Genomic DNA, 26,893 nt, shown 5'->3' with positions numbered 1-26,893 from the left:
CTGATGGAGAAGAAGAACTTTTTCGTCGATCGCCCGATTTTCGCAGCGGTCATTTCCATCCTCATCGCACTGATCGGTTTCGTTTCCTATTTGCGTTTGCCGATCGCTGCCTATCCCGATGTCGTTCCTCCGACGATCCAGGTCACGGCGCTTTATCCCGGAGCCTCTTCCGAAGTCATTGCAGATACGGTCGCAACGCCGCTGGAACAGGAAATCAACGGTGTCGAAAACATGCTCTACATGCTCAGCCAGTCGACCAGTGACGGCCGGATGGTGCTGACGATCACCTTTGAGCTGGGGACGGATATCGATCAGGCACAGGTGCTTGTTCAAAATCGTGTTGCGATTGCTGAACCGCGATTGCCTGAAGATGTCCGGCGCCTCGGCATCCAGACACAGCAGAATTCTCCCAGCCTGATGATGGTGGTTCATCTGCTTTCGCCAGACGGAAGCCGGGATCAGCTTTACATCTCAAACTACGCCCGCACCCAGATTGTCGATCGTCTGCTCAGGATTGACGGTGTTGGTCAGGCAACGGTGTTTGGCGAACGGGCATATTCGATGCGCATCTGGCTTGACCCGGACCAGATTGCCGCGCGCAACCTGACAGTTGGCGAGGTTGTGAACGCGCTTCGAACAAACAACATTCAGGTCGCGTCCGGCGCCCTGAACCAGCTGCCGGTTGAAGATCCCGGAGCTTTCCAGCTCAACATAGAAACCCTTGGACGTCTCGTCGAGCCTGAGCAGTTTGAAAACATAGTCATCAGCTCTGACGCGAACGGGCGAAAGATCCGCGTGCGTGATGTCGCCCGGGTCGAACTCGGCGCCCAAGACTATAGCACCAACGGTTACCTCGACGAATTCACGGCTCTGCCGATCGGTATTTTTCAAAGGCCCGGATCCAATGCACTCGAGACCGCCGAGGAAGTGATCCGGCTGATCGAGGAGCTGTCCGAAGAGTTCCCGCCGGGCATTGAGTTCGACATCATCTACAACCCGACTGAGTATATCGAGGAGTCCGTCGAACAGGTCTATGTGACGATTGAAGAAGCGGTCATTCTGGTCGTCCTGGTGATCGTTGTCTTTCTTCAGTCTCTTCGCGCGTCGATCATCCCGATCCTGGCAATACCCGTGTCTTTGATCGGCACCTTCTTCGTCATGCAGGTTTTCGGGTTTTCTCTGAACAATCTGACCCTGTTCGGATTGGTTCTGGCCATCGGTATCGTCGTTGATGACGCGATCGTGGTGGTTGAAAATGTCGAGAGATTCATTGAAGAGGGACTTTCAGCGCGGGAGGCCGCCCATAAAACAATGTCGGAGGTGAGCGGTGCCCTGATTTCCATTGGTCTTGTGCTCTCTGCCGTGTTCATTCCGGCTGCCTTCATCGAAGGTATCACCGGCCAGTTCATGCGCCAGTTCGCCATCACAATCGCTGCGGCTACAGCGATTTCGGTGACGGTTGCCCTGACCCTGTCGCCAGCGTTGTCGGCACTCCTTTTGAAAGACAAGACAACCAAGGCACCGTCGGGCGTGTTTGCGCGGATCTGGTCAGTTGTCGGCATCCCGTTTCGAGCCTTCGGACGGGGCTTCAACTGGGTTTTTGACAAACTTGCAGCTGCTTACGCCTGGCTCGTGTGCCGTCTGGTGAAGGTCACGATCCTGATGCTTTTGATCTATGCCGGTCTGATGTACGCAGCCTATTTCCAATTCAACAGGGCACCAACCGGGTTCATTCCGGATCAGGACCAGGGCTACCTCATCACCGTCGTGCAATTGCCTGCAGGGGCTTCGCTGACACGCACGGACGCCGTCATTCGCGAGGCCAGTGACTTGCTGCGCGGCATGGACGGGTTTTCGCACACGGTCGCCTTTGCCGGTCTTGATGGTGCGACATTCACGAACGCGCCGAATGCGGGCGCGATTTTCGTTGTGACTGATCCGTTTGAAGAGCGTCTGCCAAAGGGGCTGACCAATGACGTGCTGATAGGCCAGGCGTTTGCCGAACTATCCAGCATCACCGATGCGGTCCTTTTTGTCATCGTGCCGCCACCCATCCAGGGCATTGGCAACGCGGGTGGATGGACCCTTTACCTTCAAGACGAGCGCGGCCGCGGCCTGCGTGCGCTGGAAACAGTAACGCAGGACGTGGTGCAGACAGCAAACCAGACCCCGGGCCTATCGCAGGTTTTCTCGCTCTTCAACACCGCGACACCAAAGCTGTTTGCCGATATCGACCGCGTCAAGGCAGAGGAGCTGGGCGTACCGCCTGATCGCTTGTTTGAAACACTGCAGGTTTATCTTGGATCTGCGTTTGTGAACGACTTCAATTTCCTCGGCAGGACCTACAGGGTGACGGCGCAGGCCGAGGGGCATTTCCGGGATGACCCGCAGGACGTCCTGGATCTGCGAACCCGGTCCGACAATGGCAGCATGGTGCCGATCGGTTCAGTTTCGGTTCTCGAACAGCAGACGGGGCCTTATCGTGTCGCGCGCTACAATCTCTTTCCCGCAGCCTCCGTGCAGGGGGCGACGCTTCCCGGTGTGTCAACAGGGCAGGCGATCGCCACACTTGAAGCCATACTGGATGAGCGCCTGCCGGACGGGTTCGGGTATGAGTGGACCGGCCTCACGCTGCAGGAAAAACTGGCGGGAAACACCGCAATCATCGCCTTTGCCCTTGCCGTTGTCTTCGTCTATCTGCTTCTGGCTGCGCTGTACGAAAGCCTCTTCCTGCCGCTTGCAGTCATATTCATCGTCCCGATGTGTCTTTTGGCCGGGATAACAGGCGTGATGTTCCGAGGCCTCGACAACGACATTCTGGTGCAGATCGGCTTCGTCGTTTTGGTCGGACTTGCTTCGAAAAACGCGATCCTGATCGTTGAGTTCGCACGGCAGGCCGAAGAACGCGGTCTGTCCCGGATCGACGCCGCTGTCGAGGCTGCGCGTCTTCGCTTCCGGCCGATATTGATGACGTCGTTTGCGTTCATTCTCGGTGTTGTGCCTCTGCTTCTCGCACAGGGTGCTGGGTCTGAAATGCGGCAGGCGCTCGGAACGGTCGTCTTTTTCGGAATGCTGGGCGTCACGTTCTTCGGTCTCTTGTTCACGCCCGTCTTTTACGTCGCGTTTCGATGGGTGGAGCAGAAGGCATTTATCGCGCCGACCTTGAGCAAACAAAGCTAGTTTGTCCGAAATGAGCACACAAATTGCGCAGCGGATCCCTAAGTACGCGATATCACTTAAAGGTGGAACGAATGGTCGAATTTACGGCAATAGCAGAGTTTTCCCAAAGCCCCCTTGTTCCCCGGTTGCGTGCGCTCGAGGAGCTTCTTCTAGTTTGAAGGCTGTGATTTTTGGTCGGGACAAACTTGCTTTAACACAAAGTTCACCGAGCTGGCTGAACACCTGATTATCTGGCGTAACCTGGAGCATTTGGCTCTTGATTCCGTTCTCAATCCGGGACGGCGGTGGCTGCACAATCGACACAATACGTCCACCTGGACGATCCAAACAAAGAATGAGTCGTCAAACCTGGTGATCTGGTATTCGCGACGCCGCACCAGCGGCACGACATCCAGACTGGAGAGTTGCCACTATTGGCTGCATACACCTGGAAGGTGGACCCGACCGCTCCGGGTTACTATTTCAGCGATGCTCCGTGGCAGCAAGGAAAACGAACGCTCCCAAACCTAGTCAACAGATCGAGAAGTATTCCTAAGCGTTAAATGCTGGTGCGGTGATAAAGCGCCTTGCTGCCTTCACGCTAAGCAGTGCCCACTCGTCCTCTTGCGCATAAAGCGAATTTTGGTCATCGTTCCATGGTAGCCATTGCTCAAGAATTATGTTTATGCCACGCTCATTTGGACCGACAAAATCCAGCACGGTCGGAACATCTATAATACCTGTACCGAGCGGTGTGCCAACAATCGAGAAGCCAACTCCGTAGGGATCGATCGCGAAGCGGCAGTCCTTCAAGTGGAGATTTATTGTGTACGGCGACAGCAACCTTATGGTCTCAATTGGCCATTCGCCTGCGCAAATAGAATTTGCAACATCTAGACAAATGCCAAACTGTTCGGAGTTTAGATTTTGGACTAAGGAAACAAGTTCGCGGGACGGAAGCGCGAAGTGATTTTCAAGCGCAAGTTTAGCCCCTACCCCGGAAAGCGAGTCTTCAAAGCTCTTGATATATGAGCAAAGTTTTTCTTCTCCTATCGAGATATCACTTGCGTCCAAAGATGCACGCAACAGTCTGCAATCCAATTGCGCTGCGTAGTCTAGGTACTTCGGCAAGAGTGTTGAATCAGAAATTCCTGCAAGACCTAGTTCAATTTCAATGTTCATCTCCTTCGTCGCGGAGATGAATTCTCGAACTTCCCCAACGTCACGCTTGTGTAGGGGGATATTGTCGGCTACCTGAAGAAGCTTAAGCCCAAGTCTTTCCGTTCGCCCCAAGAGATCGAGCAACCCCAAAGGTTTTTCAGGAACTCGATCTTTAAAGCCGCACGACCAACGGTACGAAAAACTGCCTAGTCCAATCACGGCTGCCTCACAGTAACGACGCAATAAGCCGATTTATAGAACGAGCTGGGACCCCATCAGCCACCATGCCGTTCAACTCATCAATGGTAATCTTGTCGAGTAACTTTTTCAGGCTCTCCATAATTTCAAACGTGGCTGCGATCGCTTCTACATTGTCTCCATTTCGGGTGAACACGTCATACGCAAACCAACCGTCCCAGCCCATGCGCTCCAAATAGTACAGTAACTCGAGAGTCTCCCAGAGGTTCACAGATGCTGGAAGCATGTCCCAATCGGCGCCACGATCATTGTCATTGAAGTGGACATAAAAGAGCCGGTCGAGATCATTGCCTAGCGCAGCTTCCGCCGCCGGCGTTTCGTTTGCCATCAATGCGTGACCAACATCCATAGTGACGCCGAGGTTGGGAGCGTTCACCTTCTGGCAAAGCACAAGCGATCGCGCCATTGTTGGCAGCACGATCCGATTGCGAGACTCAAACGCTTTGTATTCAATAGAAATACGCACATCACTGCGGTAAGCAGAAGCTGTTTCGAATGCTCTTAGAAGCCATCTCCACTGGTCCTGATAATTGACTTCAAACGGATAGTCCCAGCCGTCAATTAGGGGACAAACCGAAATCATTTTGGCACCGAGCTCAGCGGAAATATCCATGGCGGTTTTCAAGTACTCGGTCGCAGTCTCTCTCACATTTGCCTCTCGAGATGTGAATGAGCCACGACGGAAGAGCTCCTCGGTTTTGACATTCACGTTGACTGCTGAGACTTCCAGGCCGCTCTTTTCAACCAAACCAACTGCTTCGCCATCATGTCCAAGATCTTGAGGATAGACTGGCTCAATTCCGTCAGTCAGCGGAATCTTTAGCGCTAGTTCGAGCCTTTCTTCGAGACTCCTATGTTTTTGATACTCATGGAATCGATCACTGTATCGGCCTATTGTGCCGAGCAGAATTGAGTTTTTGAATGCCATGGATAAGCCTTTCTTCTGGCTAAAAAGCCACCTGCCCTAGCGGCCGTAAACCAAGCTCGGGATAGCAGTGACAAGTTGTGGAAACAGCATAAGGACGCAAAGAAGCGCCAAGTGAACGCACAAGAATGGGAGGATCGCGACCATCATTTTTCCGATCTTGACGTTCGCGATGCCGCCTGCGACGTAAAGGGAGAGACCCACCGGCGGAGTAATGGTACCGATCATAAGATTGATCGACATCAAGACCCCGAAGAAAAGCGGATCGATACCAAAGGCCTTGATTACCGGCAGCAACACTGGTGTGAAAACGATAATCGCAGAGCCACCATCCAAAAAACATCCGGCGATAAGAAGTAGGAGATTGATTAGAAGCAACAGAACCAAAACACTTGTTATGTTCTGTGTGAACCATGTCGCGATAGCCGTCGGAATCTGCTCAATGGTAAGAACGTAGCCAACGAGGCTTGCCGCGCCGACTATCGCCATAACTAACGTTGTATCGCGAGCAGTACGATAGAGAATGTCAGGAATTTGCGCGAGTTTGAGTTCTCGGTAAGCAATGCCGATTAGGAATGCATAAGCGACTGCGACTGCAGCAGCTTCTGTTGCACTGAAGGCGCCTGTTCTAATTCCGCCAACAATGAGACCCGGCAGAAAAAGCGCAGGCAGCGATTGAAGTAAAACACTTCGGAAGGCAACCTGCTCATCCGTGTCTGATATTGCGTCTTCGCTCACGGACGGTTTGGAACTGAGATAAATGTAGCCCATTAAACCAAGACACATCAATAAACCTGGAACAATGCCGCCCATGAAAAGGCCGCCAATAGAAACGCCTGAAATCACGCCGTAGAGCACCAGTGGAATCGAAGGTGGAATTGTTGATCCAATAACCCCGGACGCCGCAACAACCGAAGCCGAGTACTCTGGCGGGTAGTTGCGTTCTTTCATTCTTGGTATGATCGTAGAACCTATTGCTGCCGTGTCTGCTACGGACGAGCCGCTTACGCCGGCAAACATCGTTGCCGCGAGCACCGCCACATGAGCGAGACCACCTCGAATCCATCCGACAAGGTGAAATGCGAAATCGATCAATCTTCGTGTAATACCACCTGCCTCCATGAGCTTGCCAGCAAGCAAGAAGAAAGGAATGGCAAGTAAAGGAAAGCTGTCGATTCCCGCATAAACTCGTTGCATGACTAGCTGCGCTGACATCAGCCCGTCGCTAGTCAAAAGTACGATACAAGCAGCAATCAGGGCAAAAACGATGGGAACTCCAAGCAACAAGAGCAAGAAGAACACGCCTGCAAGAATTGCAAGTGCTGTCATTTGGTACTTTCTAAGTCACGTAAAGCTGTAACTGCGAGTGCTTCTCGAACAAGATTTATCGATAGCCAAAAGATCATCATTGCGACCGCAAAAAAGACCACCGAATAGATAAAACCAAAAGGCACCTGCAGCGCGGGCGTTAACTGAGCCCATTCTCTTAAAAGCGCGGACCATGCACCATTTGCCAAGTACCAGGTGCAATAAATCCCGACAGCCTGAGCTCCACAGACACAAAGATGAAAGACGCGCTTTGGTAGCAGTTCAATGATTGTCGTTACCGCTAGATGCTCATTGTCACGACTGAGAACCGCCGCTCCTAAAAACACCATTGTTATCATACAGATGCGCGCGAGTTCTTCGCTCCAGGTTAAGGAGAAATCAAGCGCGTATCTGGAAAACACCTGCGCCAACACAGCGACAACCATGGTCGCAAGTATCATCACCAGCAGGTAGCGCAGCACAGCAAAGATGACGCGCTCAAGAAATGCCGCTGAGTCCAGCAGTCTTTTTTTTCGGTTTTTTGCCATGCTGCGATTTTTAGTTACCTAGCCTGATCGATCAGCTCGATCCATTGCTTGGCTTGATCGCCAAACTCTTCGACTGCTTGTTCACGCAGTGGCGCAACCTTTTCTGCCAATGCCGCGCGGTCCGGCCGCGTAACTTGCATTCCGTTTTCTTCAAGCACTGCGAGAAGGCTGGCATCGTCGGCGGCAACTTTGTCTCGTTGAACCTGCTGACTGTCGATCACTGCCTGTTCAATGATGTCTTGGTGTTCTTTCGACAGCTTGTCCCATTGGTCTTTTGAGTACATGACCATGTGCGTGAGATGCAGATGACCGGTCAGTGCCAAATGGTCATTGACCTCATAAAATGCCGCCGCACTGATGTTGGAAAGCGGATTTTCCTGGCCGTCAACCACCTTTTGCTCCATCGCAGCATACAATTCACCGAATGCCATCGGGGTCGGGCTAGCACCCATCATTTTCACCGATGTCAAATGGTACTTGGCGTTGGGGGTTCGCAGCTTCATGCCTTCAAGATCTTCGGGCGCGTTAATCGGACGCACAGAATTTGTAACGTGACGCATTCCTGCTTCGTAGAAACCAAGGTGCTTCACATCATGTTTTTCGATAAGTGCGGCAACTTGATCGCCGAGCTCGCCATCAAACGCGCGGAATGCGTGCTCGCGGTCATCAAACAAGTATCCGATCTCCAAGGTATTCATGACCGGTTCCCAAGAGCCAAAGAAACCGGTTGTAACCCATGTGATTTCTAGGTTTCCATTGCGTAACTGTTCAACGAGTTCGCGCTGATTTCCTAGCTGACCGTCGGTAAATACCCGTACTTCTATTTCCCCGTTTGAGCGTTCTTCGACAAGGCGCTTGATCTCGCGGGCGCCCACGTTTTCTGGGTGATCGCCAGAGACAACAGTAGCAATTTTAACGGTCACGTCGGCTGCCAGCGCAGGCGACACCAATGCTGTTGACGCACCTAGGATTGCCGTTAGCAATACATGTTTCATTCTCTTCCTCCCTGTTACTTAACTAAGGCACCAAAATCTCATTTGACGCCAAACCGCCAGAACGAGCGCGGTTTAAATTTTCAATGATTTCAATCATTTCATTCGTTGTTCTTTCCCAGTGCGCTCGATAAAGTGTTGCCACTTCCTCTTTTTGCCTGACCTTAATTGCATTCAGCATGGCGATATGCTCTTCAGTCGATTTGACAGGCAGATCCCTGATATGCAGCACGAAAAGGCGAGCACGGTCGGTAAGGACACGCAGACTGTTGTACTGCTGGATAAGACGATCATTTCCCGAGCTGGCCACAATGCTCAGATGGAAGCGGGTATCTGCAACGACCCATGCATCACGGTCGCCCGCATCTATCGCTGATCTCATATCTGCGGTGTGCTGATACAACGATACAATGGCCTCATCCGTGTCTCGTTCACAAAGCAAAAGCGCTGCCTCAAGTTCGAGCGCTCGCGCTACCTGATGGATCTCTCGCACGTCCTTCACGCTAAGGGGTAGAACTCGCACCCCCCTTCGTGGCTGAACTTCGACAAGCCCCTCGTCGCGCAAACGCAAGAGCGCTTCACGAACCGGAGTGCGGCTGAGATCAAATCGTTCGCTAACTTCCCGCTCCGAAGCGAAGTACCCCGGAGCGAGCTGGTTTTTCAGGATTGCATCTCGCAACACAGCGTAGGCCTGGTCCGCCAACGATACGTTCACCTCAAATGCTGGTTTGTTTTTTTGCACGATATGCCCTCCTCTCATAGACATTCATCATCTGGCCTACCAAGTCAAGTATCAACTGATATATTAGATAAGATTCTAGAAAGCGAGTCTATTAAACAATAATTATCAATATGTTAGATGTCTTTGATAGAAAGCCAAGGAGAACGAATGTGCAAAGAAACGCTAATATGCGAGTGCCGTTTCACAATGATAGTGCCTCTCAATGAGGTCGCGATGTCATTAGTTCCAGTGCGTAAATCAGGTCGTTCTAAGCGCAAGAAAAAGCATATTGTTTCAAGCTCGGATCCTCCCGAAGGCAACTCCCAAATCGACTTTTGGAAAAGACGAACCCGCGTTTTAACCATTTTGTCGGGCCCGGATTGACCTTAGATCTGGACCTAAACGTCAAAAAAGACGTGAACTTGCAACAAGCAATTTCGATGAGTGCCGCGCTTACGAAGTAGCAATCAACATACGCGGCTGGCTCGCAAAACTATCGCTGAGGAAGAGGAAAATGGTAGCTGATTTTGTCAAAACCCACACAATCAAGATCAACAAATCACAGATCTTTGGATTACACTAATATGAGATCTAAAGCTGAGCTAGGTCCAGACACGAGTTTTCAGACGCTCGCAGAGTTCTATAAACAATCGGAATACGCTGTTTACCCACAACAGCATCGTAGCGGTGGCTCCTATTCTGCAAACCTCATGCAAGTTGAACAAGAAGCAGTCGACATGGTCGACGCCCCGGTCCCTGAATACGGATTCGCCTTACTCATGTCTAATGTCTCCACGTTGGAAGTCGATATCGGCGACGGTCTTTTGAGATATCGGGACGTACAGCGCGGAAGCCTAAATGTGGTGCCTCCAAGAACCGAGGTGCGTTTCGTTGTACCAAGTTCTCATACTATCCGCGTGCTTTCGATCCCTGCGAAAACTCTTGACCCAATTTTGCTCGAGGCAAGGTTACCTTCCGATGCATTTTCTAACCACTATTTTACAGGAAAGGAATTTACCCCCCAGCCTTCCATCGATGCGTTGATGAACCAGCTGTGGCGCGTCTCTCTAGGCTCTTCGCCATCTGACGATCTGTATTTTGACGGATTGGTACTTCAGTTCGTTGCTGAACTAACTCAGTCTCGCACCCTTTCCCCCCTTGGTGAAGAACGACCTGAAGACATCCGTATCGCACGCGCAATTGAGTACATTGAGGCGCACCTGGGTAGGTCGCTTACAGTTGCCGAAGTTGCCTCTGTTGCCTGTCTTTCGCCTGCACATTTCTCCCGATCGTTCAAAGCGCACACTGGCGAACCAGTTTGGACATTTGTGCAACGGCGCCGCAGTGAGCGCGCAATGGAAATGATACAGCACTCCAGTCACACTATCGCTGACATTGCGTATCAATGTGGCTTTTCAAATCAGGGCCATATGACAACGTGTTTAAAACGCCGTTTTGGAATCACCCCAAGTGCATTGCGAGCTGAACTCCGAGCATCATCACGTCAGAGAACGCGTCGCCGAAAGTAACCCGTTTTCCTTTTGGAGGTGCTCGGGGAGTAACAACTTAGTTTGGGTCGACCTCGAAACCACGGCACCACTTTTTGAGCTTGCCGCGATACCAAGGTAATGCGTCTTCAAGGCATTATGATGCGACGGCTCGGGCTTGACTATAGCCAATGCACTTTCCCTATCCATTTAAGTATTTCCATATTTGAGAAATCACGACGGACCCCTCGCCTACAGCTGAAGCAACACGTTTAACCGAACCGGCTCGCACATCACCAACTGCGAATAGACCCGGGCAAGATGTAGCAAAAGACTGTTCCCTTCCAGCTACAGAACCGGTAAGTACAAACCCGCGTGAATCCAGATTGCAAATAGAACTTAGCCAGTCTGTGTTAGGCGCAGCACCAACCATTATGAACGCTGCGGCGCATTCCAGGTTCCAGTCAAGACCATTCTGATCAATCACAACGCTCTGTAAGACGTCATGCCCAATCAAGGCCTTTATCTGTGACTTGTAGTGGATTGTTATGGATTGGTCAGCATCGAGGCGCGACAAAAGGTAATCGGACATCGAACTGGCAAGGCTTTCGCCTCGAACCAATACATGAACATGCCGCGCACTTCTAGAAAGATACATCGCGGCTTGCCCCGCAGAGTTACCGCCGCCTACAACAACTACATTCGCGCCTTTGCAATATCTTGCCTCCATGTCAGTCGCTGCGTAATAGATCCCTACCCCTTCAAAATGCTCCAACCGATTGAGAGGTAGCCGCCTATATTGTACACCTGTTGCGACTACTATAGCGCGAGCACAGAGCTCTTTGTCGTTGTCTAACGTTACAGAAAACCGGCCATCGGCTTGCCTTTTCAACCTAGTTGCACGTCGAGGGCGCATAAAGCGCGTACCGAATTTCATTGCTTGAACTTCACCGCGCCAAACAAGATCGGAACCAGAAATTCCAGTAGGAAAACCCATATAGTTTTCGATACGGCTTGAAGTGCCCGCTTGGCCACCTACCGCCAAGTCTTCGACAAGTACGGCCGACAGACCTTCTGCGCCAGCATACACGGCGGAAGCAACACCAGCGGGCCCTCCTCCAACAATCAGAACGTCGACCGTTTCGTGGCACTCAAAATCCTGTTGAAGCCCAAGAAGCCGAGCAACTTTTGCTGGTGTTGGCTCTTCGACCACACGATTAGCGCCAAAAACAACTGCCGGCTCATTTCTATGAAGATCGCAGTTTTCGGCGATGTCATTGGCATCGTCCGTACCGAGATCAATCATCTGAAAAGCTATTTTGTTCCGTGCAGCGAACTCAGCAACACGACGCACATTGCGATCAATGTCAGCACCTATGAGCTTCAAAGAGGAATCACCCTCTTCAATTTGGCGACGCCTTCGCGCGGCAAAAACTGAAAGGATAATGTCAGACATTTCAGGATTGCGCGCCATAGCGCTGAGCATTTCCTGTCGAGGGACCGAGAGCAAAACAGCCTCCTCTTTCGCGCGCAATGGAAGCGTATAGGTACCCGCATTTAAAAAGGCGATATCACCTAGAAACTGTGTTGGTCCGAGAGAGTTCGGTAAATAAGGTTCTCTTGTGAATGGATCGACAACTTCAACGCGACCTTTCAAGATGTACAAGAAATCTTCCATAGGATCCCCGACTTCGGCGATCATTTCTCCGGCACTGAACTGAACATTTTGGCCGATTTTACGCAGAGCTTCCACATGACTGTCGTGAAGCGGAGTTCGTGTCATTTCGCGCAAACTAGCTGCAAAACTTTCCATGGTGTGATCCCAGGTTAGATAGATTGCTCAACTCAAAAGCCCAAATATTGCCTGCTTCCAAGTTCTCCGACACAGCTTAGGTCCGGTCACAAGGTTTACGTGAGGTGGCTGATAAGGATGTCAATGTGTGATTGCGTAAGAAAATACGCGAAGAGCACCTTAGTTCTCCATTCATCGAACCCAGTGCGATACGTAAACCTCCAAGACGCTACCAAGTGTGAAGGTTCCAAACCTACATTTGGTTTCGACCTTTCGGCCACTGCGCAGGCAAGAAAAGCACGAATTTGAAAAAAAACAGCACAAATTTAGCAGTCAAACAGACCGTTGCATCACAGCATAGTTAGGTAATCGTGCGCGTCCTGTGACCCGCCTTCCGAACGCGAAACTAATTGTATCCAGGGCTCATCGCGATGCTCTTCAATAAAATTTTAATATATTTCAATATTATAATAAATAATACAGGCTCTTATTCGATTGCATCTTCTAAGTTAGTCTCTTTTGAAATAAATAAATACATAATTTTTTTCACGCTTGGCGCGTTATACTTGCCACTTTTTTCGATCTCCACTGCTTGCAAGGCAGCAGAAGATAGCGTTGATATCGAGTCTCTTCTGATTGAGCGCAAATCACAGAGCAACGCAAACGGTATTCTCGGTTCAATATTCCAAACGTCAACGGATCCAAGAGAAAGGATTGAAAACGCGTTTGGAGTCACAGTGGAAGCTAGCTATACGATTTACAGCAATTGGGATCCTGATCTCGATGAGTTTGTCGCAAATGGCCTATTCGGATTTGCCTCTGGTTGGGAAGTGATTAACCGTGGATCTAACAATTCGGGTTCGTTTTTTGCATACATAGAAAATCGCCACGATCTTTCCACGACAACGGGTTTGCAATTTGAGAGGCAGCAGGGGTCAATTTGGCCCATAAATGCTATATCGAGTCAGCCATTCACAAGGCTCCGACAACTCTTTTACAGACAAGAATTGTTCAACAATCAACTTATTCTTGGCGTCGGCAAACTGAGCACACGCGCGTTGTGGTCGCGCAGCAGATTTACTTCGAACAAAGCAACGACGTTTCAGTCTGCCCCTTTGGCTCTTGCGCGCTCAACACCATGGCCGTCCGACAGTGTAGGTTTTTACGCAAGATGGCAAAAATACGAGAGTTTATTCAACTTATCTGCTGGTGTCTTCGATGCTGAGCCAGAACCCTACGGGTTGGACTTCGATGTTGAGGGCCCCTACTTTTTCTTCGGACTTAGTCTCTTCTCGTCGCCGTGGACACCCGCAAGCGGAACCGAGTTTCCAAATCACCTATTGCAGATCACCACCTACCATCGGCCTGAAACAAGGAGCAGCAAAGATGTTTGGGGATTTGTCGCCACCTACGATTGGCAACTGACACCTCGAGTTGGTGTCGGCAGTCGCTACGGGCTCAGAACGAAAGACTTTGGCGGTATCTCACAGTTGGCCGCAATCGGACTGATAGTTGATCGTCCTTTCGGTCGTGAAGGAGACGCCTTTGGGGCCGGCGTGAGTTGGGCTGAGCAAGGTATGGACGAATTGACCCAGCTCGGTGGTGAAATATTCTATCGATCAAGGGTCCTCCCTGGCATTCAAATAACACCAAATATTCAATTTTTTGAAAGATCAGCGCAGGCGCACCATCGCCAAAGTATAGGCTGCGTTCTAGGAATCAGGACCCATGTCGTCTTTTAGTAATTTACACTTTAGTAAGATTTAACACCTCTCAAACAAATGAAAGGATGGGAAGGAAATCAAATCTCATTATGTTCGACATCAAAGGCAGGTGAACGTGAAGCATAGGTACTTGGCAGAGCCTCAAACACCTCCTCTGGAGGTTGAAGCTAGAGTCGCCGCTGCACGTAAGTCACTGTCATTTTCATCGAACAACTTAAGTTGCGCAATCGTAGACGTATTCAGCCCTGGCTTTGAAGAGTTTTCCTACTCAACGAAGCGCGCACGCTTTTGCTCGATATTAAGCGGCAAAACAAAACTTACCGAAGTGTTTCACTCAGGAAAGCAAATCTATAAAGGAAGTGATTGCCGAGGATTAACGACAATCGTACCAGAATTTATGGAACGTAGGTCAATACTCGAAGATACGGAGATTCAATACCTAAGATTTGATATCGAAAAGCAATACTTTTCATTTTTAGCCAGTTCGATTTTTGGTGAACACTCTAACTTCGAGATTCCACCAGCAGACAATCTTGCGGATGCTCGCTTCTTTAACATCAGTACTGAGTCGCAACGAGCCCTTATTGAACAGGCGGAACCCATGGCGTTTGAAGTTTTGGCTCTAGCATTGACACACTCGATTCTAACTGCCAAAGGCCTCAGATCAAAAACGAAAAAGGTATGGGGGCTTGATACGCGAGCATTGATGAGGGTGCTGGACTACATCGACGCGAATGTATCAGAAACAATACGCCTTGAGACACTCGCCTCAGTGGCCGGACTCGGACCAGCGCCCTTCATTCGGGCATTACGTACTACGATCGGCAAAACGCCAATACAGCTTTTGACCGAAGTTCGCATCTCTAAAGCAAAAGAGCTTATCGCAGCCAGCCACACCAACCTTTCCGAGATTGCCCTTTCAATTGGATACACTAGCCATAGCCAGTTCAGTGCAGCATTTCGGAAGCAAACTGGCTTTACTCCAACCGAATTCCGCGCATCGGTGAGTGAAAATAGGTCAATATTCTGACAGCCTGACTTCGACCATAACCTACGTAATTACACGTAGGCTTATCCTGCATTCACGATGAGAGCCGGATACCAACGTTGCCGACGAAAGCCAGGGTTTGCGGCTCTCGTAGTCGAATGACCGTGGCTACCACCTAAAATAAGCACTCAAGATTTTCAGTTAATGGAGGGTTTTCAGAAGTAAAATCTTGAAACGATAAAGATTAATTGGCTCGAGCTGACATTCCAAAACTGAGGCAATTTGTACTCACCATGTTTCGCCCGTTGTGAAACAGGCAGGAACGGGAACACAGGCACAGTTTTTTCTCAGAAAATGGGGCATCTGCGCATATCGGCAAACTGCGGTTTTCGTAGGAGAGGAGTTCCCAAAAATGGGTGCGAAACACGTGGAATTAAATCTCACAGTAAATGGCGAGAGCGTTAGGCGCGAGTGCGACGCTCGCACCACCCTCTTAGATCTGCTCCGCGATCACCTGGAGCTTACCGGGACCAAAAAAGGCTGCAATCACGGGCAATGTGGTGCTTGCACCGTGCTCGTTGACGGCAAAAGAGTTCTTTCGTGTCTGACGCTCGCCGGGTTGTCCAATGGAGTTGAAGTGACGACAATCGAAGGTCTGGGCACTGAAACTGCACTGCACCCCGTACAGGATGCCTTTATCCGCCACGATAGTTTTCAGTGTGGATACTGCACGTCGGGGCAGATCATGTCCGCGATTGGAATGCTGGCCGAGCCATGGGCATCCGATGACGATGAGGTCAGGGAAGCCATGAGCGGAAATATCTGCAGATGCGCCGCTTACCCAAACATCATTTCGGCAATCCAAGAAGTGAGAAAAGATATGGAGACTGAGCATGCGTGAATTCGAGATAGTTCGCGCATACGACCTGCCGTCTTTGTTCAGTGTGCTTGCCGAAAACCCTGAAGCAAAAGTAATCGCAGGTGGCACTAATCTTGTTGATCTCATGAAACTTGGCGTCGAGCGGCCAGGCACCTTAGTCGATATCAACGGGATGAAAGAACTCAATGGGATCGACTTTACCGATGACGGTGGCGTGATAATAGGTGCTCTGACGAGCAACAGCGAATTGGCTTGGCATAGCCAAATTCAATCCAGACTACCGATGATTTCTCAATCGATACTGGCTGGAGCTACTACACAAATTCGCAACATGGCAACTGTTGGCGGCAACCTTCTGCAGAAGAACAGGTGCCCCTACTTCGCGGATACTGGAGCTAGATGCAACAAGAGAGATCCAGGTTCGGGGTGCGAAGCTCTTCAAGGCGCCAATCGAATGTGTGCTGTACTGGGTGTGAGCAATAAGTGCATTGCCGCACATCCTTCAGACCTGTGCGTGGCGCTGACCGCGTTGGACGCAGTCATCCACGCCAGTTCTTCCAATGGAGCGCGCCAGATTCCGATTGCCGAATTTTACAAGAGACCGGGTGACACTCCGTCAGTGGAAAATGAGCTTGGTGAGGCCGAGTTGATTACGGCTATTCAAATACCAGCATTACCGTTTGCCAAGCATTCAACCTATGCAAAGCTTCGCGACCGAAAGAGCTATGCTTTTGCTCTCGTATCGGTGGCCGCGGCCGTTTCCCATAACAACGGCCATATTGAGAATATCAGGCTTGCGCTTGGCAGCGTTGGTTCAATTCCATGGCGCGCGAAAACAGCAGAACAATTACTTTGCGGAACAACACCGTCGGACAAGGATTTGCGAAATGCTGCTGAAGCAGTGTTTGAAGAAGCAACTCCGCAAAGCGGAAATGCTTTCAAAATCGAGCTGGCACAGCGGGCAATAGTTCGTGTTTTGCGTGAATTGCTGGAGGCCTAACCTATGACAGAGACGATTCTCGGGCGCCCTATTGATCGTGTTGATGGTAGGCTAAAGACGACGGGTCAAGCCAAATATGCATCAGACCATCGTCCAATTCGGTCGACACTTCACGGTGTTCTTCTCAAAAGCACAATTGCCAATGGGCAGATAAGCGCATTTGAGACTTCACAAGCAGCGTCCATGCCTGGCTTTGTGCGGTTTATTAGCCACCTTGACGGCGCTTTGATAAGGGATATCGCGTCTCGAGGAGATGCACCGTTTTTCCCCGGTGAGTTACTTACACCGTTCTTAAGCGCTGATATCCACTTTGTTGGTCAGCACATCGGGATAGTTCTCGCAAAGTCGCGAGAAGTTGCAGAGGCAGCAGCTGCAACAATTGTAGTTCACTACGAGCAACGTCCGGCGCAGCTTTCTTTGCACGGATCAAACGTTACCTGGGAAAGACCCATTCTCTATAACACAGGTGAAGAGCTCCAAATTACAAGAGGCGATACAAAGGCAGAATTGCGCAATGCGGTTTACACTGTTGATCAGCACTACGGCACACCAGCTGAGCATCACAACCCGATTGAGACAAGTTCAACTGTTGCTGAATGGGACGGTGACTCTCTCGTTCTTTATGATGCTACCCAAGGTAATACAAATAGTGCGCGCTACGTTGCTTACGCAATGGGTGTCGGCGAATCCAATGTGCGTGTCGTTAACCAGTTCGTTGGGGGCGGTTTTGGCTGCAAGGGTTTCGCGTGGCCACATACGCTTATAGCCGCTGCCGCTGCGAGAGCCGCTGGGTGTCCCGTGTCGCTTTCGCTGTCCCGCAGCGACATGTACACCTCTTGTGGCCATCGCCCGAATACCGAACAGCACATTGTCTTGGGCGCAAACGCTGAAGGCCAGTTGTTGGCCACGCGGCATACCACACGCTCATACAGGTCTCCGGTTGGTGATCATGTTGAGCCATGCGGCCTTACGACCGCGATGCTCTACGCTAGCAAGAGCATGGATGTTGTGCACGAAGTAGCTGAGCTAAACCTGCCGTCGGGAACTCCAATGCGCGGTCCTGGGGAAGCCTCAGGCACCTTTGCTCTAGAAAGTGCAATGGACGAACTTGCAGAAACCGTTGGCATAGACCCGATCGAGCTGCGGCGTCGAAATCATACCGAAATCGACCCACGAAATGGACGGCTTTGGTCATCAAAGAACCTCTTGCGCTGCTATGACGAAGGTGCGGCCGCATTTCGATGGTCCGAGCGGCAAACTGCACCCGCATCTCGCGTGGAAGGAAATGAGTACGTTGGCTTCGGAATGGCAACGGCTTGTTATCCTGGATACAGGATGCCTGCGCGAGCCCGTCTCAAGCTGGACAGATCTGGCCAAGTGCTGGTTGAAGCTGGCGTGCAAGACATCGGTACTGGTGCATACACAATTATAGCGCAAATGGTGGCTGAGGGGCTTGGCGTTGCAATTGAAAGAGTGACCGTTCGATTGGGAGACACGGCTTTGCCCGAAGGGCCGCTCGCTGGCGGTTCTATGACAACGGCTAGCATAGCATCCGCCGTCGATGCAGCCATCCAAGCTCTACGCGACGAACTTGAGCAGGTCGGAGTGAATACGGCAGGCGCAAATCCGCCCCTATTTGACCTGTTCATGAGCGCAAACCAGGAAAGTTTGTCGGTCGAAAGTGGAAGCGAAACCATGTTTGGCTTCGCAGGCGGACAGGAGACGGATTTAAGCTTCTATTCTTTCGGTGCGATTTTTGTGGAAGCGCGCGTCGACAAAGACTTCGGCATTGTAACACTACCCCGAATGCTTGGCGTCTTCGATGCCGGCCGCGTACTCAACTCTAAGACGGCAGAGAGCCAAATGTTTGGTGGAATGACTTTTGGCATTGGCATGGCGCTTTTGGAAGAAACTGAGTTTGGACCCGACGGACGAGTATTAAACCCGAGTCTCGGTGAGTATTACGTCCCTGTGAACGCAGACGTCCAGCAGCTTGATGTGCGATTCATTGATGAGCCAGACTACGCGTTTAACCCGCTGGGCGCTCGCGGTATTGGAGAGCTTGGTTGTGTCGGCGCTGCCGCGGCAATCGCAAATGCCGTTTACAATGCCTGCGGAGTTCGTGTCCGAGAGCTTCCTATTCGGCTAGACAAATTAATGGAAGGAATGAAGCAATGATCACCTTACGTGGGCGACCCGAAATGGTGAAAACCGAGCATCTTGAGGCCGCAAGGCTGGCTGAGGAATGGCTTAATCGTCTCGGAAAGGGAGATATGGACGGTCTTATGGAGCTCTGGCATTCGGAGGGAGAACTTGAGTTTCCATTTGATCCTAACACGCCAGAGAAACGCATTTCAGGATTCGCGGATCTTGATGCCTATTTCCATCAGACTGGCGGCTATAAAAAACCGCGTGGTTTCACCATAAAAGCTCTCTACCCGGGCGCAGACCCTCAATGGCTGGTTGTCGAGTTCCACGGGGAGTTGACCAGGACTGACACCGGTCTGAACTACTCCAATGAATACATCGCTGTCGTGCAAGTGGTCGATGGCAAAATGAAACTGTTTAGAGAGTTTTTCGACTCTCAGAAGCGAAAGCAGTTCGAGGGTTGAACTATGTCTGAGGACTTGTCACCTAACAAAAAGCGCCTCGTAGGTGGATTTTTTGCCTTGCTTTTGTTCCTTTGCCTACCCGAGACGACAAAGGCTGACCAAATGTTGTCGACTAAAGATCGAATTTCGCTGGTACAAACTTGGTATCAGACAATGAATTACGACTTGCTCGCCGATGAGTTGGATTGGCGCCACGCACCTGGTTTTTTTGGCGGCGAGATACTTACTTCTCGAGACCAGGTCGAAAAACAGTTGGCTCCTTTTTACTTTCAGGTTTTCGATAATATCTCGGTTGAGATCGACCGAATAGAAGCAAGTGAGGCCTCAGTCTTTAGTTTCGGGACGTATGTCTTAACGCCCAAGAACAGTTCTAAGGTTACTCGAGCGCCATTTCTCCACGTCTGGCGCGTTAACGAAGAAGGTAGACTCGCTGGCTTGGTGCAGTACGCGGACACACTTCTAATAAATGATGCACTTCGTTCTGGTCGCGTTTTACTCAGATGAGACTTGACTGTTCAAGCCTATCGCGTCTGAAAGGCGAGCCTTAAGCAACGCCATGTTGCTCAGTCGTGTGTTGTCGGGAAGGTCGTCCTTCGTGGCATATATGGCCTTCCCTTTACGCAAGAACCTGATCATGGCGGGCGTCACAACCGACGTCTGCCTCGTCTTTCCTGCTATCGACGCCGCAAAGGGCGGGCATGGCGTGCAGGCGGTTCTGGACGCCTCCGGCTCTCCGTTCGAACTCTCTGAAGACATGTCGCGCCGTCGGATGGAAGGCGCCGGCGTCGTGCTCACGGCCACGAACACATTATTCGCCGAACTTGCGAAGGACTGGTCAACCCCGGACGGCCAGCAGTTGATCCAACTCCTCTTCACAGATGTCATTCCGCCGATCGATTGAGCAGTGCCACGGGTATTCATGCAAGGTGATCGGGCCGAAACCATCGTGATCGTGGATGGCGTGTTCTTCCGCGCCCGGTCTCGGCGAGGCGCCAGAGCAAGCTAAGACGTGATAAATTGAAGCAGTCGTGTTCGGGTGTCTGAATCGGCCCAATTCAACTGCCACCCAAGCGCAAGTTGGCGCCAACTTAAGGGAACAGCACCAGCCTGGTTCATGCTTGTGATCCCAAGACATGCTTCGGTTGATGATTGTCCGCTAGTGGGATCAGCGACGTGAGCGATGTGATAGCCGCGTGCCAGGGCGATAAGGACAGCGAAAGTGACCCTGCCTTGAGTGCAACAACCCGAGACTAGAAAGCTTTTTCGGTAGGTATCGTTAACAGCCTTTTCAAACTGCGGTACTGGCCAAGGGTCGATATGTGTATTGACAGTTATCCATCGCGATACCGGGCTAAATGACACTATAAGCGTTTTAAGAGAAGCCATTTCTTGTCCAAAGCGTGGTGGCTTCAGCGAGAAAGACTATCTCTACAAATTTTCAATACTCTTGAACATCCGCCACGTGGTTGAACTAATCGGCTGCAAAGTCGAAACACTGCTCCGCTTCCAAACGCTACAGCGTCGACATCCAGCCATCTATGTCCGCAACGATATTATCTGCGACATCTAAAGTGCTGGCATCTCCGCCCAAATCCGGCGTTATGCGGGTGCCGCTCAAGACTCGTTCCACCGAGTTTTCGATTTTCGCCGCCAAGTCCGACCGTTGAAAACTCAACTGCAGCATCATCGCCACGCTCAGGATCGCCGCTATTGGATTTGCGATGCCTCGACCTGCGATATCCGGGGCCGAGCCGTGGACTGGTTCAAACAAGGCCGCACGCCTTCCGTCCGCTTTCAACGGACCAAGCGACGCGGACGGCAACAATCCCAAGGATCCTGAAATGGCGGCCGCACAGTCAGAAATCAGGTCACCGAAAAGATTGTCGGCAACGATGACATCAAACCGCCCAGGATGACACACAAGGTCGAACAGACAGGCATCAGCGTATAGATGCTCAAGCGTAACGTGGGCCCAATACTCTTTGTGAACCGCCTCAAGCCGCTCGCGCCACAAAACGCCGCTTTCCATGACATTGGCCTTGTCCGCCGATGTCACTTTGCCTTTTCGCTTGTCCGCCAGGGCAAAGGCCATGTGTGCGCAGCGGTCTATCTCTGCGCGGGTGTAACTTTGCGTGTCGATGGCGCGGGCCTCACCCTCGCGGTCAAAAATACCGCGGGGTTCACCAAAATAGATGCCGGACGTGTTTTCACGCACCACCAGAAGATCGGCCTCTGCGACAACTTCTGGCCGGAAGGGCGTTTGCGCGATGGCGAGTGGCCAGGATCGCACAGGCCGGATATTGGCGAAGAGGTCAAGCTCTTTGCGCAGGCGCGACAGGCTGCTGCGGGCCGTTGGCCCGCCTGGAATATCGAGATTGTCCCAACCGACACCGCCCTCCGCACCAAAGAGGATGGCATCGACCTCATGCGCCTGTTGTGCGGTCTCATTGCGAAGAAAAACGCCGTGCACCTCATAACAGGCACCGCCCGCCAGTTCGTGGGTGATGTCAATGGGTCTGTCCAACGCCGGTGCAACCGCCTCTAGCACAGCAAGCGCTGCCTGGGTGACTTCTGGACCGATCCCGTCGCCCGGCAGGCACAGCAGACGAAAAGGATCCGATGTCACGTGTGTGCCATGGTCGTCATGGTGCGCCAGGCGTTCCAGTCATCACGCAGCCGATAGGCCACGCGCAGACGCGAATGGAACTCATCCAGGTCAACGTGGCAGCTGCGCACATGGCGATGCGATCTTGCCGGATCAAAGCGTTCGCGGCCATGCAGTAGGCGTTGGTTGTTAAAAACCATCATCTCGCCTTCCTTCAGCTTCGTGGTCACTCGGCCTTCGCCTGAATAGATCATCTCCAGCAAGATACGCAGCGCATCATAGAAAGGTTCCACCTGGCCTAGTGGACAGTCAACCGGTGCCATGCCGCGATCATTGATCCGAATGCCGCTGACGCGACTATAGACATCCGTGGGAAAGATCGGTGCCTGAACATCAAACACGCGCCCTTCTTTCAGGATGCGGTGGTGGCGGGCATTGACCGTCTTGAGGATTTCAAACTCCTCGGGGTGTTTCTCAGCCATACGCGCGGCCAGCCACAGGCCATCAGCCATGGTACTTTCGCCGCCAGCATCAGACTGTTTGAGCACATGGAAGAACGTGATTGAGGGGACCTCAATACGATAAGGTTCATCTGTATGCAGTTCCAGAGCCACGGCCATGTCGCCCACGATCTCGGGCGTGGGTTTCGCTTCCAGTTCAAAAATGCCGTAGTTTGTCAGGTGCAGCTTGCCCACAAGCCCGGCAATTTCCTCGGTGCGCTCACGTGCGACGGGCACGTCCTGCAAGATCACCACCCCGTCATCGCGCAGGGCTTCGAGGAAAGTCAGATGTGTATCTGCGTCAGCCGACACGTCTCCATAGCTGAGATAGGTCAGGCGATCCTTCATCTCCGTGCCCCACGGCTCCGCAGCCGGTTGACGGCGTAGACGCTCCGCATTGGACAGGCAATGCCCTCGAAGCCAGACTGGTGCAAAACGTGACACATGGCCCTTGCCCCACTCCACTATGGCTTCGCCGTCTTGACTCCTCGCCGCCAAAATCTGCGGTCGTGCGGGTTGATCAGTCAGCTTCACGAGGCGCACGCCGGTTTCGCTCGAGCCGCAAATTGGGTTGTCACAGGCATGAAGCAACCAGATCGAAGGGAACACACTTTGATGCCCGTCACCCCAGGTGACAGTCAAACGGTCCGCTGTGAAACTTAAGGCTTCGATTTTGCATGCGTTCTGTCGCTTTAGCATTTTAACGCTCCCAGGCTGCTTACCCAAAGATGAGCCGCACGAGGATTGTTGACAAATGAGAAATTGAACATCATCTGTTAAATTGTATTCAACAGAGGGCGAGAATCATTCAACCCAAGCTACGCGATCCTTCGTTCGTAGCCGCGCTTGTCTATTTTGACCGGGTTGCGGCGCATCTGAGCTTTTCTCGCGCAGCCCAAGAGCTTAGCGTGACCACATCAGCGGTCAGCCACCGCATAAAGCGCCTTGAGATTGCAATGGGTCGGCGTTTGTTCTCGCGCGATCGCACGCAAGTTGTACTCACTCAGGCAGGCTACGAACTGCGCGCCGCGACGCAAGACGCATTTGGGACGCTCGATCGCGTTGTTGAAACTGCGACGTGTCAGCGGACACTGCGCGTCTCTGTGGGGCCTTACCTTTCGGTGGCATGGCTGATGCCGCTGCTGGGCAAATTCGAAGCGCTTGACCAAGGCGCGAGAATTGAACTTGTCCATCAGATCGGCAAGCCCGATTTTAGAGACGTCGACATCGCCATTTGGTGGACCGAACCTGAGCGTGCGGGAGCGCATGCGAGGCAGTTGTTTTCGTCAACCATGGTTCCCGTGGCCAAGGCGCACACTCAGGACGTTGGGGCCGTTTGGGACCAGGGCCTTCCGCCTTTGCACTACCGAACGCGGAGAAACTGGTCGGATTGGCTGTCGCGCGCAGGTGGCCCGGAAGACTTCGCCAAGCAGGGCGAGGTGTTTGAAGACCCAAACATCGTCTTGGAAGCGGCGGCGCTTGGCCGAGGCATCGCATTGGGGTTTGCGCCGTTTGTGCAAAGCCATATTAGTAGCGGGCGCCTGCAACGGATATCTGACGTGGCCGTGCCCTCTGCGGCCAACTATTTCCTAATTGTATCCGTGGACAATGACAGGCAATGCGCAGACTTTACGGAGTGGCTTTACTCAAAAGCCATGGACATGGCCTAGATGTGGTCGTAAAATGTCCGGGTTTAGAACAAATGGGCGCCCGCACTCTGAGGCTCTATCTAAAAACACTCCGTGATGCGATAGCCGGGCGGTGCAACCGACAGTGTCGCGTTGATGGATCAGGAAAAACCAGCAGGTCAGATGGCATCGTCGGGCGCCCAACTTTGTCAAGAAGATCGGGGCTGGCCACGGTTGTAACCTTAACTCCCAAGAGGCGATGGGCAATCATGTCAGGCCAATACCCATTTCCGCAGGTGACAAAAAACATTCGCATCCACATTCTGCGGTGAAACCATCAGCGGCGTGTGCGCCAGTTCAATTTCAACAGACGGAAACTCTGAATTGAGGGCTCTCAGACAAGGCAGCCTCTAGCGGGTGCCAAAGCTTGGCTTCACGGCAAAGCGGATTTTGATATGATCGGACTTCGTTTGACACATTCAAAATCGCGCACCGAAGGATCTCAAACGCCTTTGTCACCTCTTCCGCCAAACGCATCCGGTCATTGGTCAAAACTACCCGGGACCCGATCAGGAGAAAAATGTCAGGTTCAGCTTCGCTTCCAGCCCGCGAACATGTAGGCCGTTCATTGTCGGCGACGCATAAAGCTCCTCTGAAGCGGCGCGAAGATTGCCCAGACGGGCTGCGGAATCAAAGGCCACGAACGCGGGAAGAGACAGGAGGGCGACCACGCTTGAAAAAAATGCTAACGCAAGTGAGTCTTGTATTGATCCTTGAGCCCGCGCGACTTTAGCGCGGCGAAAAACCTTGTAAGGAAAGCTGACGCCCACCAAATGCCGTCGCAATGGTCGCGCTCAAGGGTGGAGGCGTTTCGCGCCCGGCCTTTCCTGAACGTAATGATGTGCGATGTTTTTTCGCCGCGCTAAAGCCGCACTCCCGCAAGCCTTCATCAAAACCATCGCCGGAACTTGATTTGTACGGACTTAAAAGCTCCGTGGGCACTAAGCAAGATTCTTGGACAGATCGAGCCCGATCACCGTCTTAAGTCAAGCTCTCCTTCTTCTCTACCCCTTGGACATTAACCCTGCGACCCTCCAATAAAACGCATTGGGTGGGTAGAGCGGCAACCGCTCTATCTATTAAGATTTACCTCAATCTGGCATAAGAAAGGCCGTGCATAAAGCACGGCCCTTTCTTAGAAAACTCACGTGTTAGCGCGTATTTGTTACTGCCGCGGGAAGCCAACTCTCGAAGTACCATTCCAGTCGCCCTCAAATTGGCTGATCGGCACGTTAGGTTGTTCTGTATCGGCAAACACCTTGCGAACGGGAACCGGGTTTGCACCGTTCAAATCACCAACAGTCTGATCAGGAAAGTCAGCGAAAGCTGAATGATTGACAGTGTTCTTGCTGACGCTCAAACGACCGGCAGCGCGCAGGGCCTTTGCATTCGCGATTTTCATCTGTTGAATAGAGACAGGCTGGTTGCCATTTCCATCGCCGAAGGTCTGGTCCGGGAATTCAGCGAAAGCGTTGCCGATAAGTGCACCGGACACGAAAGTTGCGGTTAGAGCTGAGGACGCAATTTTCTTTATACTACGCATTTCATTTCTCCTTTTACCTGATTATACAATTATATACAGCCCTCTTGTAGTCTAAATACACTAACGATATTTGCCTTCACGAGCGCTGTGAACTCGATGTAGTAACTAAAATCGAAAAAATAATACATTTTACAATTACGTGAAGATGGATTTACTTATTTGATGTCGAAATCACATCCCGGTGTTTGACTCGTTACTGAGCAGCAAAAACTAGCTGGTTTCAGCAACAACGAGAATAGAAGAAAACCATATCGGCGATCGCAATAGGAGCGGTATAGCTAACTCTCTGACGACGCAAAGCTTTCGTCAAAAGGCACATCTCTCTCGATTGGGGGACGGATTTCAAGCCTTATAAAACTTTCAATTCCGAAAAGCATTGCAAACAGATTGATCTGTTCACCGAAGCTTCACTGGCCGCTTGCAGCCCAGACTACTAATCGCTCTTGCACTGAATTTTGAGCGAGCGCGTATAAGCTTTGCTAAAAAAAGGCAGAAACCTCAGTATGCTGTGAGACAATCCAGGATCAGGATCGACCGCACTTGAGAGTAGTTCGATAAGCTCGTGGACTATGCGATTAGAACGCTTGTGATCGATAACCGGGTCATCATAGTACTGATCCCAAATCTTTGTAAGTTCAGGGTACTTTTCAGGTGCTTGATATGCCGATTGCAGAATGTACTCTTCAGAGTGACTGATGCTCAAGCGTGACCCGCCTGCGTACAATTCGAATGCCATAGCTTTCCAATCATGGTTCGGGCCGATAGCTTAGGCCGTTTACTCATAAACGGTAATGTCCGGTTTTGTCGGTAGCCCGGACTTTAGCTGTCGATCCTACATTGTTGCCAGACCTAAATAGCCGTCATCGGTTGGTTGTGCAGTGAAGGTCTCGAGTGAGTCCATCTTAACCAACGCTGCACTCTGCGCGAATGTCAGCTATTCAAAAATCGCTTCTTACTTAGAGTTAGGGGGCATAGCTGTACAGGTAGATTGCACAAAGGTAG

General features: G+C 51.6%; 22 protein-coding genes. 11 read left to right on the top strand and 11 right to left on the bottom strand.

All coding sequences use genetic code 11. The annotated features are described in order from the left end of the window. Positions 1-3 precede the first annotated feature (3 nt). Positions 4-3,180, top strand: a complete 3,177-nt coding sequence (locus ABVF61_RS30920; protein WP_353997464.1) for an efflux RND transporter permease subunit — start codon at positions 4-6, stop codon at positions 3,178-3,180. Positions 3,181-3,711: 531 nt separating this feature from the next. Here ABVF61_RS30920 and ABVF61_RS30915 read toward each other — a convergent pair. Genes ABVF61_RS30915 through ABVF61_RS30890 form a run of 6 tightly spaced genes read right to left on the bottom strand, consistent with a single transcriptional unit; the run spans position 3,712 to position 9,093 of the window. Beyond that, positions 3,712-4,539, bottom strand: a complete 828-nt coding sequence (locus ABVF61_RS30915; RefSeq protein WP_353997463.1) for a sugar phosphate isomerase/epimerase family protein — start codon at positions 4,537-4,539, stop codon at positions 3,712-3,714. A 7-nt stretch (positions 4,540-4,546) separates the two neighbouring features. After that, positions 4,547-5,506 carry a sugar phosphate isomerase/epimerase family protein gene (locus ABVF61_RS30910; protein ID WP_353997462.1) on the bottom strand — a complete coding sequence of 320 codons (960 nt, stop codon included), beginning with the start codon at positions 5,504-5,506 and terminating at the stop codon, positions 4,547-4,549. Between the two features lie 36 nt (positions 5,507-5,542). After that, the gene (locus tag ABVF61_RS30905; protein ID WP_353997461.1) at positions 5,543-6,832 is read right to left on the bottom strand and encodes a TRAP transporter large permease; all 1,290 of its coding nucleotides are present in this window, start codon (positions 6,830-6,832) and stop codon (positions 5,543-5,545) included. After that, complete coding sequence (locus ABVF61_RS30900) at positions 6,829-7,359, bottom strand: TRAP transporter small permease (RefSeq protein WP_353997460.1); 531 nt, start codon at positions 7,357-7,359, stop codon at positions 6,829-6,831. The genes ABVF61_RS30905 and ABVF61_RS30900 overlap by 4 nt, the downstream gene beginning before the upstream one ends. A 14-nt stretch (positions 7,360-7,373) precedes the next feature. Continuing rightward, on the bottom strand, positions 7,374-8,354 hold the full coding sequence (locus ABVF61_RS30895; protein ID WP_353997459.1) for a TRAP transporter substrate-binding protein: 981 nt from the start codon (positions 8,352-8,354) through the stop codon (positions 7,374-7,376). A gap of 22 nt (positions 8,355-8,376) precedes the next feature. After that, entirely contained in the window at positions 8,377-9,093 is a 717-nt protein-coding gene (locus tag ABVF61_RS30890; protein WP_353997458.1) for a GntR family transcriptional regulator, read from the bottom strand. A gap of 563 nt (positions 9,094-9,656) precedes the next feature. Here ABVF61_RS30890 and ABVF61_RS30885 point away from each other — a divergent pair. Continuing rightward, complete coding sequence (locus ABVF61_RS30885; RefSeq protein ID WP_353997457.1) at positions 9,657-10,601, top strand: helix-turn-helix domain-containing protein; 945 nt, start codon at positions 9,657-9,659, stop codon at positions 10,599-10,601. A 160-nt stretch (positions 10,602-10,761) separates the two neighbouring features. On the opposite strand, the gene ABVF61_RS30880 is transcribed toward ABVF61_RS30885, so the two are convergent. Continuing rightward, the gene (locus ABVF61_RS30880) at positions 10,762-12,372 is read right to left on the bottom strand and encodes an FAD-dependent oxidoreductase (RefSeq protein WP_353997456.1); all 1,611 of its coding nucleotides are present in this window, start codon (positions 12,370-12,372) and stop codon (positions 10,762-10,764) included. A 410-nt stretch (positions 12,373-12,782) separates the two neighbouring features. On the opposite strand from ABVF61_RS30880, the gene ABVF61_RS30875 reads away from it, so the two are divergent. The 8 genes from ABVF61_RS30875 to ABVF61_RS30840 all read left to right on the top strand — a co-directional run bounded on the left by ABVF61_RS30875 (position 12,783) and on the right by ABVF61_RS30840 (position 20,456). Continuing rightward, complete coding sequence (locus ABVF61_RS30875; RefSeq protein ID WP_353997455.1) at positions 12,783-14,093, top strand: carbohydrate porin; 1,311 nt, start codon at positions 12,783-12,785, stop codon at positions 14,091-14,093. Between the two features lie 112 nt (positions 14,094-14,205). Further along, the gene (locus tag ABVF61_RS30870) at positions 14,206-15,105 is read left to right on the top strand and encodes a helix-turn-helix domain-containing protein (RefSeq protein ID WP_353997454.1); all 900 of its coding nucleotides are present in this window, start codon (positions 14,206-14,208) and stop codon (positions 15,103-15,105) included. 370 nt (positions 15,106-15,475) lie between these two features. Then, positions 15,476-15,964, top strand: coding sequence for a (2Fe-2S)-binding protein (locus ABVF61_RS30865; RefSeq protein WP_353997453.1), 489 nt, complete (start codon positions 15,476-15,478; stop codon positions 15,962-15,964). Next, on the top strand, positions 15,957-16,943 hold the full coding sequence (locus ABVF61_RS30860) for an FAD binding domain-containing protein (protein WP_353997452.1): 987 nt from the start codon (positions 15,957-15,959) through the stop codon (positions 16,941-16,943). Before ABVF61_RS30865 ends, ABVF61_RS30860 begins: the two co-directional genes overlap by 8 nt. Positions 16,944-16,946: 3 nt before the next feature. Further along, positions 16,947-19,121 carry a xanthine dehydrogenase family protein molybdopterin-binding subunit gene (locus ABVF61_RS30855; RefSeq protein WP_353997451.1) on the top strand — a complete coding sequence of 725 codons (2,175 nt, stop codon included), beginning with the start codon at positions 16,947-16,949 and terminating at the stop codon, positions 19,119-19,121. After that, positions 19,118-19,555 carry a nuclear transport factor 2 family protein gene (locus ABVF61_RS30850; RefSeq protein ID WP_353997450.1) on the top strand — a complete coding sequence of 146 codons (438 nt, stop codon included), beginning with the start codon at positions 19,118-19,120 and terminating at the stop codon, positions 19,553-19,555. The genes ABVF61_RS30855 and ABVF61_RS30850 overlap by 4 nt, the downstream gene beginning before the upstream one ends. A gap of 3 nt (positions 19,556-19,558) precedes the next feature. Further along, on the top strand, positions 19,559-20,059 hold the full coding sequence (locus tag ABVF61_RS30845; RefSeq protein ID WP_353997449.1) for a nuclear transport factor 2 family protein: 501 nt from the start codon (positions 19,559-19,561) through the stop codon (positions 20,057-20,059). 100 nt (positions 20,060-20,159) lie between these two features. Continuing rightward, a complete protein-coding gene (locus ABVF61_RS30840) occupies positions 20,160-20,456 on the top strand; it encodes an isochorismatase family protein (RefSeq protein ID WP_353997589.1) in 297 nt (98 codons plus the stop codon). Between the two features lie 101 nt (positions 20,457-20,557). Here ABVF61_RS30840 and ABVF61_RS30835 read toward each other — a convergent pair whose 3' ends face one another. From ABVF61_RS30835 to ABVF61_RS30825, 3 genes are all read right to left on the bottom strand, one after another. Continuing rightward, complete coding sequence (locus ABVF61_RS30835) at positions 20,558-20,941, bottom strand: isochorismatase family protein (protein ID WP_353997448.1); 384 nt, start codon at positions 20,939-20,941, stop codon at positions 20,558-20,560. Positions 20,942-21,068: 127 nt separating this feature from the next. Next, the gene (gene leuB / locus ABVF61_RS30830; protein WP_353997447.1) at positions 21,069-22,181 is read right to left on the bottom strand and encodes a 3-isopropylmalate dehydrogenase; all 1,113 of its coding nucleotides are present in this window, start codon (positions 22,179-22,181) and stop codon (positions 21,069-21,071) included. After that, positions 22,178-23,359 (bottom strand): TauD/TfdA family dioxygenase, encoded by a 1,182-nt coding sequence (locus ABVF61_RS30825; protein WP_353997446.1) that lies wholly within the window; start codon positions 23,357-23,359, stop codon positions 22,178-22,180. The genes leuB and ABVF61_RS30825 overlap by 4 nt, the downstream gene beginning before the upstream one ends. 62 nt (positions 23,360-23,421) lie before the next feature. Here ABVF61_RS30825 and ABVF61_RS30820 point away from each other — a divergent pair, with 62 nt between their 5' ends. Beyond that, on the top strand, positions 23,422-24,330 hold the full coding sequence (locus ABVF61_RS30820) for a LysR family transcriptional regulator (RefSeq protein ID WP_353997588.1): 909 nt from the start codon (positions 23,422-23,424) through the stop codon (positions 24,328-24,330). 1,183 nt (positions 24,331-25,513) lie between these two features. Here the strand turns inward: ABVF61_RS30820 and ABVF61_RS30815 are convergent. Next, on the bottom strand, positions 25,514-25,891 hold the full coding sequence (locus ABVF61_RS30815) for a hypothetical protein (protein ID WP_353997445.1): 378 nt from the start codon (positions 25,889-25,891) through the stop codon (positions 25,514-25,516). Positions 25,892-26,893 lie beyond the last annotated feature (1,002 nt).

This window comes from Roseibium sp. HPY-6 (genome assembly GCF_040530035.1).
In the GTDB taxonomy this organism is placed as follows: domain Bacteria; phylum Pseudomonadota; class Alphaproteobacteria; order Rhizobiales; family Stappiaceae; genus Roseibium.
This window is presented reverse-complemented; position numbering and strand designations above follow the sequence as displayed.

Excerpts from the sequence above, each read along its gene's own strand:
- ABVF61_RS30920 (WP_353997464.1), top strand. The coding sequence starts at position 4 with ATGGAGAAGAAGAACTTTTTCGTCGATCGCCCGATTTTCGCAGCGGTC.
- ABVF61_RS30910 (WP_353997462.1), bottom strand. The coding sequence starts at position 5,506 with ATGGCATTCAAAAACTCAATTCTGCTCGGCACAATAGGCCGATACAGT.
- ABVF61_RS30905 (WP_353997461.1), bottom strand. The coding sequence starts at position 6,832 with ATGACAGCACTTGCAATTCTTGCAGGCGTGTTCTTCTTGCTCTTGTTG.
- ABVF61_RS30900 (WP_353997460.1), bottom strand. The coding sequence starts at position 7,359 with ATGGCAAAAAACCGAAAAAAAAGACTGCTGGACTCAGCGGCATTTCTT.
- ABVF61_RS30895 (WP_353997459.1), bottom strand. The coding sequence starts at position 8,354 with ATGAAACATGTATTGCTAACGGCAATCCTAGGTGCGTCAACAGCATTG.
- ABVF61_RS30885 (WP_353997457.1), top strand. The coding sequence starts at position 9,657 with ATGAGATCTAAAGCTGAGCTAGGTCCAGACACGAGTTTTCAGACGCTC.
- ABVF61_RS30880 (WP_353997456.1), bottom strand. The coding sequence starts at position 12,372 with ATGGAAAGTTTTGCAGCTAGTTTGCGCGAAATGACACGAACTCCGCTT.
- ABVF61_RS30875 (WP_353997455.1), top strand. The coding sequence starts at position 12,783 with ATGCTCTTCAATAAAATTTTAATATATTTCAATATTATAATAAATAAT.
- ABVF61_RS30865 (WP_353997453.1), top strand. The coding sequence starts at position 15,476 with ATGGGTGCGAAACACGTGGAATTAAATCTCACAGTAAATGGCGAGAGC.
- ABVF61_RS30860 (WP_353997452.1), top strand. The coding sequence starts at position 15,957 with ATGCGTGAATTCGAGATAGTTCGCGCATACGACCTGCCGTCTTTGTTC.
- ABVF61_RS30855 (WP_353997451.1), top strand. The coding sequence starts at position 16,947 with ATGACAGAGACGATTCTCGGGCGCCCTATTGATCGTGTTGATGGTAGG.
- ABVF61_RS30850 (WP_353997450.1), top strand. The coding sequence starts at position 19,118 with ATGATCACCTTACGTGGGCGACCCGAAATGGTGAAAACCGAGCATCTT.
- ABVF61_RS30845 (WP_353997449.1), top strand. The coding sequence starts at position 19,559 with ATGTCTGAGGACTTGTCACCTAACAAAAAGCGCCTCGTAGGTGGATTT.
- ABVF61_RS30840 (WP_353997589.1), top strand. The coding sequence starts at position 20,160 with ATGGCCTTCCCTTTACGCAAGAACCTGATCATGGCGGGCGTCACAACC.
- ABVF61_RS30835 (WP_353997448.1), bottom strand. The coding sequence starts at position 20,941 with ATGGCTTCTCTTAAAACGCTTATAGTGTCATTTAGCCCGGTATCGCGA.
- ABVF61_RS30825 (WP_353997446.1), bottom strand. The coding sequence starts at position 23,359 with ATGCTAAAGCGACAGAACGCATGCAAAATCGAAGCCTTAAGTTTCACA.
- ABVF61_RS30815 (WP_353997445.1), bottom strand. The coding sequence starts at position 25,891 with ATGCGTAGTATAAAGAAAATTGCGTCCTCAGCTCTAACCGCAACTTTC.